This window comes from Pseudomonas sp. GW821-FHT03A09, assembly GCF_059421065.1.
Window position 1 is genome coordinate 465756 of the sequence record NZ_JBWKUX010000003.1, and the last position, 15257, is coordinate 481012.

The 15257-nt window shown below is 55.5% G+C and carries 17 protein-coding genes; 14 read left to right on the forward strand and 3 right to left on the reverse strand.

Annotated features, from left to right (window positions below; genetic code table 11):
• Positions 1-65 precede the first annotated feature (65 nt).
• The 6 genes from AC07V4_RS07640 (at position 66) to AC07V4_RS07665 (ending at position 5336) form a co-directional block, all read left to right on the forward strand.
• On the forward strand, positions 66-539 hold the full coding sequence (locus AC07V4_RS07640; RefSeq protein ID WP_492635336.1) for a GNAT family N-acetyltransferase: 474 nt from the start codon (positions 66-68) through the stop codon (positions 537-539).
• 303 nt (positions 540-842) lie between these two features.
• Entirely contained in the window at positions 843-1439 is a 597-nt protein-coding gene (locus tag AC07V4_RS07645; protein WP_492635335.1) for a DJ-1/PfpI family protein, read from the forward strand.
• Between the two features lie 255 nt (positions 1440-1694).
• Positions 1695-2534, forward strand: a complete 840-nt coding sequence (locus tag AC07V4_RS07650; RefSeq protein ID WP_431751092.1) for a class I SAM-dependent methyltransferase — start codon at positions 1695-1697, stop codon at positions 2532-2534.
• A 352-nt stretch (positions 2535-2886) separates the two neighbouring features.
• The gene (locus tag AC07V4_RS07655; protein WP_492635334.1) at positions 2887-4077 is read left to right on the forward strand and encodes an NAD(P)/FAD-dependent oxidoreductase; all 1191 of its coding nucleotides are present in this window, start codon (positions 2887-2889) and stop codon (positions 4075-4077) included.
• Between the two features lie 25 nt (positions 4078-4102).
• On the forward strand, positions 4103-4495 hold the full coding sequence (locus AC07V4_RS07660; RefSeq protein WP_492635333.1) for a helical membrane plugin domain-containing protein: 393 nt from the start codon (positions 4103-4105) through the stop codon (positions 4493-4495).
• Positions 4496-4511: 16 nt separating this feature from the next.
• Positions 4512-5336, forward strand: coding sequence for a methyltransferase domain-containing protein (locus tag AC07V4_RS07665; RefSeq protein ID WP_492635332.1), 825 nt, complete (start codon positions 4512-4514; stop codon positions 5334-5336).
• Between the two features lie 583 nt (positions 5337-5919).
• On the opposite strand, the gene AC07V4_RS07670 is transcribed toward AC07V4_RS07665, so the two are convergent.
• A complete protein-coding gene (locus AC07V4_RS07670) occupies positions 5920-6387 on the reverse strand; it encodes a MerR family transcriptional regulator (RefSeq protein WP_492635331.1) in 468 nt (155 codons plus the stop codon).
• A gap of 94 nt (positions 6388-6481) precedes the next feature.
• Here AC07V4_RS07670 and AC07V4_RS07675 point away from each other — a divergent pair, with 94 nt between their 5' ends.
• Positions 6482-7120 (forward strand): NAD(P)H-dependent oxidoreductase, encoded by a 639-nt coding sequence (locus tag AC07V4_RS07675; RefSeq protein WP_492635330.1) that lies wholly within the window; start codon positions 6482-6484, stop codon positions 7118-7120.
• A gap of 106 nt (positions 7121-7226) precedes the next feature.
• Here AC07V4_RS07675 and AC07V4_RS07680 read toward each other — a convergent pair whose 3' ends face one another.
• Together AC07V4_RS07680 and AC07V4_RS07685 are read right to left on the reverse strand one after the other, a co-directional pair.
• On the reverse strand, positions 7227-7733 hold the full coding sequence (locus tag AC07V4_RS07680; protein WP_492635704.1) for a GNAT family N-acetyltransferase: 507 nt from the start codon (positions 7731-7733) through the stop codon (positions 7227-7229).
• Between the two features lie 117 nt (positions 7734-7850).
• Positions 7851-9026, reverse strand: coding sequence for a MerR family transcriptional regulator (locus AC07V4_RS07685; RefSeq protein WP_492635329.1), 1176 nt, complete (start codon positions 9024-9026; stop codon positions 7851-7853).
• 305 nt (positions 9027-9331) lie between these two features.
• Between AC07V4_RS07685 and AC07V4_RS07690 the strand changes: the two genes are divergently transcribed.
• The 7 genes from AC07V4_RS07690 to AC07V4_RS07720 all read left to right on the forward strand — a co-directional run bounded on the left by AC07V4_RS07690 (position 9332) and on the right by AC07V4_RS07720 (position 15245).
• Positions 9332-9787, forward strand: a complete 456-nt coding sequence (locus AC07V4_RS07690; protein ID WP_492635328.1) for a hypothetical protein — start codon at positions 9332-9334, stop codon at positions 9785-9787.
• A 163-nt stretch (positions 9788-9950) separates the two neighbouring features.
• Entirely contained in the window at positions 9951-10118 is a 168-nt protein-coding gene (locus AC07V4_RS07695; RefSeq protein WP_492635327.1) for a hypothetical protein, read from the forward strand.
• A gap of 178 nt (positions 10119-10296) precedes the next feature.
• Complete coding sequence (locus tag AC07V4_RS07700; protein ID WP_492635326.1) at positions 10297-11148, forward strand: DNA/RNA non-specific endonuclease; 852 nt, start codon at positions 10297-10299, stop codon at positions 11146-11148.
• Positions 11149-11268: 120 nt separating this feature from the next.
• Positions 11269-11715, forward strand: a complete 447-nt coding sequence (locus AC07V4_RS07705) for an anti-virulence regulator CigR family protein (protein ID WP_492635325.1) — start codon at positions 11269-11271, stop codon at positions 11713-11715.
• Between the two features lie 117 nt (positions 11716-11832).
• Positions 11833-12573, forward strand: a complete 741-nt coding sequence (locus tag AC07V4_RS07710; protein WP_492635324.1) for a hypothetical protein — start codon at positions 11833-11835, stop codon at positions 12571-12573.
• A gap of 143 nt (positions 12574-12716) precedes the next feature.
• Positions 12717-12995 (forward strand): hypothetical protein, encoded by a 279-nt coding sequence (locus AC07V4_RS07715; protein WP_492635323.1) that lies wholly within the window; start codon positions 12717-12719, stop codon positions 12993-12995.
• A gap of 132 nt (positions 12996-13127) precedes the next feature.
• Positions 13128-15245 (forward strand): TonB-dependent receptor family protein, encoded by a 2118-nt coding sequence (locus AC07V4_RS07720; RefSeq protein ID WP_492635322.1) that lies wholly within the window; start codon positions 13128-13130, stop codon positions 15243-15245.
• Positions 15246-15257 lie beyond the last annotated feature (12 nt).

Sequence of the window (15257 nt, forward strand, 5' to 3'; positions counted from 1 at the left end):
AACTCCGCTGAAAGAGTCTGTGGTCGAAAATTGCCCAGACCTTGTCTTAGCCAATCGGAGTTTCTGTGTTATTACGCCATGCGCTTCCATCTGACGCCCTCCGGATTCAGGAGCTCTACACCCAATTGCTGAGCGACTCTAAAGTCGAGGTTACGGAGCAGGGCATAAAAATGCTTGCAGATGGCCACGCCGCTTTACTGATTTGTGAAACTGATCAGATGGTGGCAGGTACTGTGCTGGTGAATCTTTGCGCAGACGTGATGTACGGATTGCAGCCCTTCGCCGTTGTGGAGAACCTGGTCGTCGACACTCAGTACCGGAAGAGAGGAATTGGTGAGGCTATGCTCGCGGGCGTCGAGAAGTTCTGCATGGCTGCGGGCTGCTCTAAGATCATGCTTTTGAGTTCGACGCATCGTACTGATGCGCACCGGCTATTTATCAAGGCCGGGTATGCTGGTGACGCCAAGCGCGGCTTTGTTCGCTACCGGAGTGATGTAGTGACGACGTCATCTGGCGGACCAACTGTGGAACGCTTATAAGGATTAGTCCTGTGGCATTGGGCTTTTTGCATCTCCCCTCAGTGCTACAGTCCCGCCAAACCAAAGAGAGCAGCATGTGAATCTCCTGCAAGGCGTTGCGGGATGTAGTAAGGGTAGGGGGTGCTTGACCAGGCAGACGAAATTGGGGACGTCCGCTTTCGACCTAAAGGTGACGCTCAAGATTCGATCCGAATGGCGGCGAAGTCGCCATAGTTAGCTGAGTGTATTCATTACAATTTTTTGAATGTATTGGCTTGTCGATTATACGATTGGCCTCACGACTTCTCTGGCGTGAGGTTCAATATGCACATTGCTATTCTTACTTTCGAAGGTTTCAACGAACTCGATTCGCTCATTGCGTTCGGCGTTCTCAACCGGGTTCAACAGCCTGGTTGGCGAGTGTCTATCGCCAGTCCTGCGGACAAGGTGCTATCGATGAACGGCTTGAGGATCGAGGCGCAGGTGTCTTTAGAGGACGCTTGCGGCGCTGATGCAGTGCTGGTGGGTAGTGGGCGATTGACGCGGGATGTCGTCGCGGACGATGCACTTATGTCTAGACTGAAGCTCGACCCGACTCGCCAACTTCTGGGCGCCCAATGCTCGGGCACACTCATACTTGCAAAGCTCGGTCTGCTTGACGACGTTCCGGCCTGCACGGATCTGATCACCAAACCTTGGGTTGAAGAGGCCGGAGTGTCGGTACTCAATCAGCCATTCGTGGCCAAGGGCAATGTCGCAACCGCAGGCGGTTGCCTGTCGTCGCAGTATCTGGCCACCTGGTTTATTTCGCGTCTAGTGGGTGTAGAGGCCGCACGCAGTGCGCTTTATTACGTAGCCCCGGTGGGAGAAAAGGACATGTATATAGAGCGGGCGATGACGAACATTGCGCAGTTTCTTTAAGCCGAGCTATGGCTACTAATGGCCGAAAGCTGTCCTTGGAGTAGCCCAGCCCCGCGCCGGGCTTTTTGCATCTGGCGGCGTCCTACGCTGTGCTGTGGCATAAATGGATGATGTACCGTAAGCGTCTGGACAAGTCATCTACCGAAGCCGCCCGGTTTCGGGTGGCTGGTGTGCTTACACATTTCCTAAAGACCCGCTTGAATCCTCTGCGCTAGTCTGCGGCCCACCTTACAATGACAGACAGGAGTCCGGCCCATGAGTGACTACCTTCACCTTAACCAAGCCAACTGGGACGAGCGCGCGCCTCTGCACGCGGCTTCAAAGGATTATGCGGCTCAGAATTTTGTCGACAATCCAGACTATATTTCCGATGTCGTTCGTTTCGATCTGCCGCTGCTGGGTGACATCAAGGGTTTGCGCACAGTGCATCTGCAATGTCACATAGGTACCGACACCTTGTCGTTGGCCCGTAAGGGTGCAGATGTCATCGGGCTGGACTTTTCCCCAGCGTCATTGGAACAGGCCCGAGAGCTGAGTAAACGCGCAGGGGCAAGCATTCAGTTCGTCGAGTCTGATGTATACAAGGCTTCTCAGGTGCTGCCTAAAAACAGCTTCGATCTGGTGTACACCGGCATCGGCGCCCTCTGCTGGCTACCCGATATTGACGCTTGGGCACGCAATGTCAGCGAACTGCTCAATCCCGGCGGCCGTTTGTTCATCCGCGAGGGCCATCCGATGCTGTGGTCGATCGACGAAACCAACGAAGCATCACCGCTATGCATCGAGCTGCCGTATTTCGAACGCAAAGAACCTTTGGTCTGGGACGATGCCAATACTTACGTCGAAACCGAAGTCGATAAGCCGCTAAAGGCCTCGGTTACCCATCAGTGGAACCACGGCCTTGGGGAAATCATCACGGCACTACTGGCGCATGGTTTGGACATTACTGGCCTGGTCGAACATCAAAGCGTTCCCTGGCCCGCCATACCCGATCAGATGACCTTCTCCCAGGATGACGGTGAGTGGCGTCTGAACGAAAAACCCTGGCGACTGCCGCTGAGTTACACCTTGCAGGCTGTAAAGCGTTTGAGCTGACAGCGTGAATGCTCACTCATCCAAGCCCGCTGATGCGGGCTTTGTAGTTTCTGGAGAGCATGAAAAAGCCCGGCGGCCCAGGCTATGGCAAGGGTAGGGGGTACTTGGCCAAGCAGACGAAATTGTTGAACGTCCGCTTTCAACCAATTGCTATGGTTCGAGAAAGGCAGCTAACAGTCAAAATCGGTCGCCCATTACTTAAGAAATCAAGGACAATTTCTGGCGTCTTGTAAAGAGCATATTCACTTGGCGAATAATGAGTTTTTTGTTATCGCCACTTCGTCCTTGCCGCCCGCCGTTCTCGACTACCTTCATGTCGAATGGATATTGCATACACCATGGAGGGTGGAACATGCAGACGCGGATAATCATTGTCGGCGGTGGCATGGGCGGTACGATGCTGGCCAATCAATTAGTCACCAAGCTCTACCCTGAAATTCTGCGGGGGGAGCTGCAGATCGTCCTGCTCTCCAACTCTGAGGAGCACTTCTACAAGCCTGCTTTCATGTACGTTGCGTTCAATCTTTTTTTTCAGGAGGAACTCAAACGTCCAGAGCGCTCATTGTTGCGTCCGGAAATAGATTTTCAAGTCGACGAAGTGATTCGTTTTGACTTCGCCAGGCAAGAGCTAAGAACCCTTAGTGGCAAGCGTCATAGCTATGATTTTCTGGTGATCGCCACCGGTTGTGTACCTGCTCCGGAACGTATCGAAGGACTCAAGGAGGCCGGTGACCACTTCTACCAATACGAACCAGCACGACAACTGGCTCAACGGTTAAGCACCATTAAAAAAGGTCGAATTTTTGTCACGGTTTCTTTTCCCCAGACCCCCAATGTACCGCATCAGTGCGGCATCGCTCCCATCGAAACCACGTTGATGCTTGATGACTTCCTTCGTCGTCGCGGCGTCCGGGACAAGGTAGAAATCATTTACACCTATCCCACCACTGCCCAGTTGTTGCGCAATTGTTTATTCCTGCAACGACCCATCGGCGAGATTTTGCCGGGGATCTTCGAGCAGAAGAATATTCGCTTTCAACGGGGCTTCACACTGAGCAGAGTCGACCCGGAACAACGAATGGCTTACTCGGAAGAGGGGGATGAACAGCCGTTCGACATTCTGATGGCGACTCCGCCGATTCGTGCAGTTGACGTGGTGCTTGAGTCCGGCGTTTCACAGGCTCAGAACAATGAAGGTTGGCTGCCGACTCATCATGAGACGTTACAGGTCTACGGGCTCGAAGGCGTTTATGTGATCGGCGACACGGTCGATCTACCCGTCAGTAAGGCGGGTGGGGCTTGCCACAACCAGGCGCCGGTGATCGCCAACAATATTGCCTCTGAAATCCGCTTGGGTAGCCCCAATGCAGTGTATGACGGGCGCGTCCAAGCTGTGGCGCAGATGGGCCTAAATGCTGGGATGCCACTTTGGTACGACTATGCCCACGACGTGATGCCGACCCCGCCAAGTAAACTTGGTGGCCTTCTGCGCAATGGATTCAACCGCGGCCTTTACTGGGCTGTGGCTCGCGGAATGCTTTGAGCTGCACAGGGAGGAGTAAATACACATGGATGTCCTCAATGAGTCACCTGCAAAGAGTGCAGATGTTAATACCGACTCGCTAGACCACAATTCTGGGATCGAGGCCTTACTGGAAAAACTGAAACCACTTCTGGATGGTGGACGCTTGGATAACCTGGTCGACCTGCTGTCACTGATCTCCGACACCGTCGACCTGCTTGACCTGGCGACTGTGGAAAAACTCGCCCGGTTGTTCGAGAGCACCACCGTCGTCACCTGGAGTCTGGGCAATGCGCTACGCATGGCCACCGCCGAGACTGCAGCAGAGGCGGTACCTCCCAACCTCTATGGGTTGCTGTCGCTCCTACGCGAAACGGACACCCGCCGCGGCGTGGCACTGGTCCTCAGAACCTTGAATGTCATCGGAAGACAACTCTAATCGAAAGGAATCACGTATGAACATTAAGCCTCAGCCGTCCACGGCAAGGCCTGATAGTACTCAATGGGATCCTCAGGCCTATCTGAAATTCGCTCGACTACGGGAGCGTCCGGTGGTCGAGTTACTAGACCATATTCGCTTGGAGCATCCAGAACGCATCTATGACTTGGGATGCGGCACTGGCATTGCCACTCATCTCCTGGCCAAGCGTTGGCCGCAAGCCGATCTGACGGGGGTCGACAGCTCGGCGGAGATGCTTGGCGAAGCCAGCTATCTGCCGATCAAGGCCCTCTGGAACAAAAGCGACTTACAGAGCTGGCAGGCAGAGCAACCTGCCGACCTACTGTTTGCTGCTGCAGTACTGCATTTCATCAATGGTCACGACGTGTTGCTGCCACGCCTGCTGCGACAACTCAACCCCGGAGGTTGTCTAGCCGCACACATGCCGAATTGGCGCGACGCGTTGTGGTATCAACTGATGCTCGAAACCCTAGAGCACGCAGGGCTCGATGGCGGCCCATTGGGTACAACGGAGTTACGTCAGTTCATGGCTGAGCGCCCGGTGCTATCGCTGGATTGTTATTACCGTCTGCTGGCACCACTGACCAAGGATTTGGACATCTGGGAAACCGAACACTTACAAGTGGTGGAAGGTCAGTCGCCGATTTTCGATTGGGTCAAGGTTTCGGCGCTACGGCCGGTGCTTTTGGCGCTGGATGAGGTCGAGCGGCAGTGTTTCCTGGATCACTTCCTGAAACTGGTTCATGAGCATTACCCGCCAGAGGGGAATGGGCGAACGTTGTTTCCGTTCAAGCGGATCTTTATTCTCGCTACCGTCTGAGTATTTATGACCGCACAAAAAGAACGCACCTCACCTGTGAGCGGACCTACAAAGAGATCACATCTCAACAGTAGGAATGGTCACCTTTCCACAGTTTATGAGCTGACCTGCTGTGACTTGTATTCCGCTTGTTGGCTTTGCAGCGTATCCAGCGAAGAATCCGGCGGCAACAAGCGCAATGCATAGGAAGGCGTTTCTCAAGATCATGCTGGGAGCCTATTAAACCGTTGATGTTGAAGCGTCCAGCACTGATTCCATATTAAGAAAAAGGTTCCTGATTTCCTCAAGCAGTGAGCTATCGATATCACCGACGCTGGCGATGTGAGCGCCAGGCGCATGTAGGAGGTATTGCGCTTAAAGAGAAAGCTTGGGAAACCGCCTACATGCAGGTTAATTTTTTGGTGATAGAAGGGAGGGGCATACAACTGGAATTGGATTGTGTTGATGGGGGGGCGATGGATTGCAGGTACGGTATTGCTAGTGATTTCTTGGGTGCTGTTTATTGCGATGATCATCGAGAGGCATTGGTCGGTCAGTTGATTGCTACGCAGGAAATTATGCGGGCCTGATCAACTCTGCCTCCTTATTTGTAGGTAGCCATCATGTGCTTGCTTCGCGTGACTACGGCTCGATCAGGTTGAAATCGCTCAGCGCTGCGTGGGCAAGGCATTCCAGGGTCGATGCCAGTCCGAAGGCTTTCTTCGAGGACTCGTTGCAGCATCAACAACTCCTCACGCTGTACGGTTAGGGTGGCTTCGATTTGCTGAATTTCCCCCAGGCGTACATTGATCTGTTCCAAGGTGAGGGATTTGGAGCAGCTCCCGTCATGAAGGAAAAGGCTACGAATCGTGTCGAGAGAAAATCCCAGCCTTTGCGCATGGATTACGACTTCCAAGCGTTTAATGGTGGATTCGCTGTAATGACGATAGTTGTTCATGTCGCGCGTGGGGGCGTCCAGTAGGCCTTGCTCCTCGTAGTACCGTATTGCTGAAGCAGCAAGGCCTGTGCGTTGCGCAATCTCGCCTATCTTCATTTTTTGCTTGACCTTCAAGTTGACTTTAAGCCGCAGTATAAGCGCAAGCGTAATCTGGAAAGCAATCGGATTGGGCTCGATAAAGACCGTTGACCTACGTGGAATATGAGAAATGAGCAAAATAACCGAGTTGCTGAAGTGGCGTTATGCGACGAAAAAGTACGATGCGTCCAAGACAGTGCCTGCTGAAAAGCTGGAGCGAATTCTGGAGGCCGTACGACTGACGGCGACGTCGAGCGGGCTCCAGCCATTTGAATTGCTGGTGGTGACCAATCCGCAAATTCGCGAAAGGATTAAGGCAGTCAGCTGGAATCAGTCTCAGGTTACCGACTGCTCTCATCTGCTGGTATTCGCCGCTTGGGACGACATCACGCCTGAGCGTGTCAACATGATGTTCGACTTGACTAATGTTGTACGGGGTAGTGTCAACCAGGATTGGGAAAACTACCGCCAAATGCTCCTCGGCATAGTCGCCGAGCGTGGTCAGGAGGCCAATTATCAAGCGGCTGCGCGTCAAGCCTATATTGGCCTCGGCTCTGCTTTAATCGCCGCGGCCTCCGAGGAAGTCGACGCGACGCCTATGGAAGGTTTCGACCCATCGGCTGTCGATGACATTCTGGGACTGGGGGCCAGGCATCTGCGCAGTGTGGTGCTCTTGCCTTTAGGTTATCGGGCAGCAGAGTCTGACTGGCTGGTAAACCTGAAAAAAGTGCGGCGGTCTCGCGAAAACTTCGTAACCGAAATCAACTAGGCAGAAAGTGCCGCCGCCCCACACAGCAGCAATAGTGGGGCGGCGCTATCGCGCTCTTATCGATTGTTGATCGAGTTGTAGGGCAAAGAATGGCAGTCCTCCAGACTCATTCCGCCGCGTCAAAAGACTCATGGTACTGCACGGTACCTGTCGGCAGATCACCGTCAAAACACAGCGCTTGGAAATACTCTTGGGGGACACCAGGTAGCTCCAATCCAGCGTGAGGTTTGAAGCCGAAACGGCCGTAGTAGTCAGGATCGCCCAATACGACGCAGCCATATGCGCCTTTGTTTTGTAGCTTGGCAAGAGCGGCTTTCATCAGGGAAGAACCAATACCTTGGCCTTGGCGGCCAGGCAACACGGATATTGGACCTAGTCCATACCAACCCTCAGTACCGGCAGACACGGTGACTGGAGAAATGGCGACGTGACCAATGACTTCATCATTCTCCACGGCAACCAGCGAAATTGTTAATTGTCCGGCTCGGCGTAGTGCATCGACAATGAAGTGCTCTGTGTGGCTGGAATGTTGCTCCTGCTCAAATGCTGCAGCCGTCAGCGTGGATATGCGCTTGATGTCCTCTGGTAGCTCATTGCGAATACTCAAATTCATGTTGAATTTCTCTCGGGTATCTTGATCGATCAGGCCCTGCAACGTGTTGAACAGGGCATTGTTTTTTGTGTACGGGTTGCCATGGTTGTGCTGCAAGCTTGTCGAGAGCCTTGACGGCTAGGCGCTGTTCTTTTGCAACACGAAAAACTGGTAGCCGTAGTCATCGAGGAAGCGCTCGTGGATATCAATCTCGTCCCTGATGTCTGCCAGGGCCCTTGAGGAAAAATCTTTTGCGGGCAGCTCTACACTCTTTTCTCGCAAGGGGCCTAAGTAGTTTTCCCAGGCATTACGGCTCAATGGAAAACTGTGCACGACGCGATAGCCTAGAGACGCAATGCTGGACATTCGATTCTGCAGCGTCGTCATGTCAGGGTAGTTTTTCTGCCAGAACGATGAAGCTTCAGGGCGCGGACTATCGGTTAGCCATATCAAATCGCTGACTACCAAGAAGCCTTGCGGCTTGATAAACCGTCTCCAGCTCTTGAGGGCGTTACCAAAGCCCATGATGTATGCGCTGCCCTCAGCCCAAATAGCATCGAATGAACTGTCTTCGAATGGTAGATCGGTCATGCTGGCGCACAGTAGCCGAACGTGCTGCTCCACTGCATTGGCTGTGACGGCCACCTTTAGACGTGCCAGGTTGTATTCGTCGTTGTCCACGGCGGTGACCAGCCCTTGGGTCTGTTGTGCCAGTAACAGCGTGCTTACACCCCGGCCGCAACCGATCTCCAACAAGGTTTTCGGTGCGACGGGTAACGCACTCAGGGCCGTCAACGTATCCTCGATAGACCCTGGCCCCAGGCGATCCAGACCATCAAGGATGCGTTCGAAATCGGCCATATAGTGATCATGCTCATTCATATCCCTTGATAACCACTTCAAGCGCAGCGCCTGCTTTTCGTTGAAGCCTTGTTTGAGCAGCCAGGCTAGATGAGCCCCCGGCGCTTGGCTTTCCAAAGCTTGGTGCCAACCACGCATGGAGGCTTTTCCAAGCATGGCTGCGAGCAGATCTCTGGATTGTTGTTTCTGCGCGATCTCCTGTTCCAGAGTCTGTAATCGCTCAAGTAACAATGACCTGTCTATGCGTGTGTCCAGGCACGCTTGACACTCTTTTAATGTCAGCCCACCTGCTTGAAGTTGCTGCAGCAATTTCAACTGCTGCAGGTCGTGCTCTGAGTACGTTCGATACCCATTGGCCTGCCGCTTGGATGAGATCAATCCCAGTTTCTCGTAATAAAGCAGCGTAGAGCGGCTTAAACCCACTTTCAGCGCCAATTCAGAAATGCGATACATGACCTGTCCCTCGTTCCATGGCGTACAACCATAAACTATGAAGCTTTAGACAGGTAAAGGAGGAGATTCGCAGAAGGCGCTTTTTTCGATAACTTCAGGCTTCATCGGAAGCGGTTCGCAATCGAATACCCGCTGCCGGGTAGAGGCGGACATCTGGTGGTGTTGTGGGTTGCCTGTCTGGCGTAACACATTCAACCCCTCGCTCAGTTGATCGCTGCCTACCCACTCGTCGCTCGCGTTGAACTGAATGTAACGTAATGTGTCAGATGTGACATGCAGATCAACCCCGCCGGATGGAAACCTCCATGCGCTTTAAAAAGAAAACCTTAGTTGCCGTTGTGTCGTGCGCAATGATGTTTGCTGCTGCGCCTTTGCTGCCTGCTGGACTGTCTATCATGGCTTCTGCCTACGCGAAGGACGGTGGTGGTCATGGTGCTGGCGGTAACGGCGGCGGTGGCGGTGGCGCAGGCGCAGGCGGTGGCCATTCGGGTACAGGTCACTCGGCGGGTTCCACCGGTAAGGGCCTCGCTGAAGGCCATGAAATCGACCATGACGGCAAGGCTGTTCGAGATCATGGCGTGAGTGGCAATCACGTTGGGCGTGGTCTCAAAAATGACCGGGGTCATGGGGTTGCCACATCGGGTGTCGCGCGTTCGAAAACAACCCAGGGGCTGTCGAAGGCCGCGGCGATCTCCGCGACGACTCCAGGTGATCACAACGATAGAGGATTGAGCAGGGCCGGCACTTCAACCTCCCACTAAATCCTGTTCGCGGCCCGTCATATCGCAGGTTTGGTGGGTCGTACGAACCCAGCTTTCAGGACATTCAAAATGAAGCGCGCAGCAGTAATACTCTTGGCCACCACCGGCCTTCTCCTGTTGGGTGGTTGCGTGCCTATCTGGGACGACGGAGGAGGGTACGGTCGTGACCATTACCGACACTACGATCACGATCGCAGGTACTACAACCAAGGCGATGACAACGATCAGGGGCGAGGCCGTCGCTACGATGATCGAGGGTATGACCGCAATCACGGCCGTGATCGCGATGATCGGGATGACTGATTCCCTTGTATTCAATAGCAGCCTGTAGTGTTACAGGCTGCCATTTCCTACGCACAATTGAGCAACATCCCGCACTGAGGCAATCACAGCCCTCATTCATATTGAAACGTTCTTGTGGTTGAATGCTTGCGTCAGGCAACGGAGGAACCGTTGTAGCTGATTTCCGAGTGATCGGTATGATTGATTCACCCACAAGGAGTTACACCATGCAAGGAAGTATGAAGCTCAAGCACCTCGCGTTTTTGTTGATCCCCCTCGTTGTCGCCTGTACCACCCCCGATAGAACCCGTGAATCCGCGGTTGCCACGCCAGTTGTGCCTGGGCAGGCGGTGTCGTTCGATAACTGTGGCGTCGGATGCCCTACCGGCGGCAGCCCCCTGACGTTGAATCGGCAGGCCTACACCCTGAACAATAACGGCTCGACCAAGTTCGCGAACTGGGTGTCGTATCGAATCACCAAGAACACACCGGCGAGCGGGCGGGCGCGCAACTGGGAGACGGACCCGGATATTCCGGCGGGCGAAACCCTCGATCCCGTGGATTACAACGGCGCCAATGTTGCGCTCAAGGTTGATCGCGGCCATCAGGCCAACCTGGCGTCAATGGCCGGAGTTGCGGACTGGCCAACGCTCAATTACCTGTCGAACATTACCCCGCAAAAGTCTGATCTGAACCAGGGGCCTTGGGCGCGTCTGGAAGACCAGGAGCGAAACCTCGCCAAAGAGGCCGGCGTCGACCAGGTGTATGTCGTCACCGGGCCGCTGTACGAGCACTTTGTCGGTACGCTTCCCGGTACGAACAAGGTCCACACTATTCCAAGCGGCTACTGGAAGGTCATCTTCGTCGGCAGTTCGCCGCAGGACGGTGTTTACGCGTCGTTCGTGATGAATCAGGAAACGCCAAAGGGCGCGGCCTTTTGCGATTATCAGGTGACCGTGGAGCAGATCGAGGAGCGATCAGGGCTCACGTTCTGGAGCAATTTGCCGCAAGCGGTTCAAGCTGCTTTGAAGTCAAAACAGGGGCAATTGCCTACCCGCATCGGATGCAAGAAAGTCTGAAGCGAATGATCTGATTGGCTGCCAGCTCCGGCAGCCTTTGTCTTGGCATGAGCGATGCGGAACTAAAACCGGCAATGCCGTCTACATTCAATGAGCATCCCCCATTCAGAGAAGACGGCCATGTTTAAATCCCGCTCGTTTGTTGCAGCACTCACCTGCCTCACGTTGATTGTGGGGTCGGTGACGGCTCAGGCCGATCCCGGTAATGGGAAGGGCCATGGCAATGGCAACTCACAAGGCGAGCAAGGCAAGGGCCATAAGAGCAAAGGCTCCAGTGGGGATGACTGGGAAAATGGCCCGCGCGTTGACCGAGGCGGTGTGTTGGGCGTGCTGGGTGGTTACCGCGACTATTGGCGACCTGGCCCTTCATTGCCCCCAGGGATACAAAAGAACTTGGCCAGGGGAAAGCCTCTTCCTCCAGGCATTGCCAAGAAGCTCGATGGCCGGTTGCTGGGCCAGTTGCCCCATTATGAGGGGTACGAATGGCAGCAGGCGGGCACTGACTTGATTCTTGTCGCGATTGCCTCGGGCATCATTTATGAAGTGCTTAACGGTGCGTTCGATTAGACCCGGCAAGGCCTATCAACTTCTGTCGGTCACTGCACTTTTTTCCATTCTCCTGATCTATCTCTGTTCCGGCGACGCGCATTCGGCGCGTTGCTTGCAGAAACTGACCTGGTGCCGATGGATCGAACGTTAACTATTTCAATCACCCGATGGCCGCTGCTGCTCGTCGCGTCATGGATGCTGTGCGCGACCGGTTGCAGCCAGCAACAGGGGCGCGATATCGTCAGGCAGTTCAGCGATGGCAAGCCCGATGAGTTCTTTCAAACCAGTGTCGACCGCATGGCCACACTGGGAATGCGCGACAACCTGCAAAGCCTGTATTTACTGATGAGCAAGCTCTATCTGCGCAACCCTAATCAGTGGCGCCAGTCGGGCTACCCAGATGCGGTGAGTGCGGCGCGGGAAATCCGCCAGGCCATCGAAAACCAACGTCCTTTGCCGGCACTCGGTGCGCGTCGTGACCTGGCGGCATTGAGCTATTCGCTCAGTCCGGAATTTCGCGGCGACCGTGTTGGGGCGTTTATCTATGCAATTGGCAGCATGCTGGTAACTGCCCATGGCGGTCGCACTCAGTTTTATATGACGGACTCGATCAACCCGCAATTTGTCAGCAATGCCGCGCGTAACATCGAGAAGGCCACCTGGCTGCTCAGCCAGCGCCAGGATGCCAATGGCGTGTTGCTGCTGTTCTCGAATGAGATATCGGAGGAGGGCAGCAACCTCAGCTTTGCCGTTGAGTTCGGCAAGATCGTCGCGCGCCTGGACCTGCTCACCCAGATACTCGATGAGCGTTATCGACGCGTCGGCCTTAATTATGCGCAAAGTCTGTTGCTGATGAATTTCTTACCGGTGCAGTGACCGGCTCCGTCGTAGCGTACATAACCCTGAGGGTGAGTAATTTCTCTTTCCCGTGTAGGAATCGGCCTATACGCTGCCGCTCCCATTGAAACGCTGTCCCGTCGGCAATAGCCTCGGACTTTTCCTAAAAACGAGTGCCTGCTTTGGGTAAGCGAAAAACGGTTTGGCCTACTGATCGCGAAATTCGCCTGCGATTTATCCTCTTTGCCGTGATTGATGTCGCGAGTGTTCAAGGTGTCTGCGCCGGGGTGTTGTTGTCCGCACACAAGCTGCTGAGGGAGTCGCCGACGGAGGCGCAGTTACGCGACACCCTCACCGAAATCCTGTCCGAGGATGAAATGCAAGGCTTCAGGTTTCCACCGGGATCGGAGGCGGACGACCTGATGAGGGCCTTGGCGGACGCGACCCATCAAGAGCAGTGAAGCCATTCGCCTTAATGCGGGAAAGGGGCGGTCCGTTAACAAGACGTGACCTCGGGGAGTCGCCTGTCTTCCCATCACTGTTCGCATGATGGCCACGGCCTTTCATGCCCCTGCATTCCAAGGACCTACCCCATGCTGTTGCGACAACCTCCACTGCTCTTTGCCGCTCTGGCCCTCAGTTCAATGGTGCACGCTGAAGAGGTGCAATTGGCTCCGGTCGAAGTCACCAGCAGCGAAGCCAGCGCTGGCGAAGTGGCCCAGGCCGAACTCAAGAGCGTGCCCGGCGGTACCAATTTCATCGACATGGACAGCGTGCAACAGGGGCGGGTAAGCACCAACGAGGATGTGTTCAAGTACCAGGCCGGTGTATATGCGAAGGCGGCGAATAACGAGGGTGTGAAGTTATCCATCCGTGGCTCGGGCTTGAACCGCAGCCCCGGTGCCCATGCTTCCGGGCTCTATGAAATGCTCGACGGCTTGCCACTGACCGGGCCTGGCGGCACACCCTACGAACTCAAGGACCCGCTGTGGCAAAGTCGGGTCGAGGTGTTACGCGGCGCCAATGGATTTGATCAGGGCGCGTTGGCCCTCGGTGGTTCGGTCAACTACGTCACCCGCACCGGCTACGATGCGCCCAAGTTGCAGGTGCGCTATGAAACCGGCAGTCGTGGCTACGCCCAACGTGAGATCAGCTCGGGCCAGGTGCTGGGCGATGCCGATTACTACATCAGCCTCACGGACTCGGAGTCCGACGGCTATCAGCACCAGGGTGCGGGCACCGGCAAGGGCATCGCCGCCAACTTCGGCTACCGTTTCAACCCTGACCTGGAAACACGTTTCTACTTGCGCTACCGCGAAACCACCAACGATTCGCCCGGCAAGCTGACGCGTTATCAGATCAGCCATGACCCGCGTGCCGCCAACAGCCTCAACGCCGCCCGCGATTCAAAACGCCTGCAACCGGGTTCCACCTGGATCGCCAACAAGACCACCTTGCAACTGGACGACAACGCTCGAGTCGAGGTCGGGCTTGCGTATCACGACTACCCGATGGACCTGCGCGAAGGCACCAATCGCCTCAAAGTCGCGTACACCGACATCAGCAGCACCCTGAACTACATCCGCCAAGACACGCTGTTCGGCCACGCCAGCAAAACCACGCTCGGCCTGCGTACCACCCAGGCGATGCCGAACAATGGCGCCTCGGAATACGTGCGCACCCCAGCCGGCAACACGGCCGGCTATGTACCGGGCACCAAGACCCGCGATTACAGCTACCTGGGCTCTGACACCGTAGTGCATATCGGCAACGACCTGGAGCTGATCCCCGACCTATGGCTGACCACCGGTCTCGCCGCGATCTATACCCGTCGCGAAACCGAAGTCACCTATCCGGTGACGCATACGCCTACCCGCCAGCAGGATTGGGACTACGCACCACGTATCGGCCTGCGCTATGACTTCACTCCGCAGTTGCAGGTGTACGGCAACCTGAGCCGCTCGGTGGAGCCACCGCACGCCTGGTCGATGATCTGGGGTTCCAACAAGTACTTCGGGCCCGGCAGCGGCCCGGCTACCGGCTTGCAGCGTGAAGGCGTGCACTTGCGCAATCAGACGGCTACCACCCTGGAAGTCGGTGGGCGTGGCGAAGATTGGTTCGGCCAGTGGGACTTGGCGCTGTACCGCTCCGAAGTTCGGCATGAGCTGCTGACCGTCGAGACCCAAGCCCAAACCGCCACCAGCAACGCGATTGTGGCCGAAGCCAATGCCAGCCCCACCGTGCATCAAGGCGTGGAACTGAGCGTGCTCAGCCCTCTGTGGGACGGTGGGCGCACGGGCCAACTCGCCCTGCGCCAGGCCTACACGTTCAGCGATTTCCACTACCGCGACGACGACCGTTTCGGCGGCAACACCTTGCCGGGTATCCCCAAGCACTACTACCAGGCTCAACTGCGTTATAGCCATCCGACGGGGCTCTACACCAGCCTCAACACCGAACATGCTTCGCGGGTGGCCGTGGACTATGCCAATTCCTACTACGCTGCGGCTTACACCACGCTGGGCGCCACCTTTGGCTACGACGCCCCCAAGCAGGACTGGCAAGCCTGGGTCGACCTGCGCAACCTCACCAATCGTCGTTATGCCAATACGGTCACGCCGGGTTACGACGACAAGGGCATGGATGTTGCCCGCTCCACACCGGCTGATGGCCGTGGCATCTACACAGGTGTGTCATGGAGCTGGCGTTGAGTCGCTAGGGAC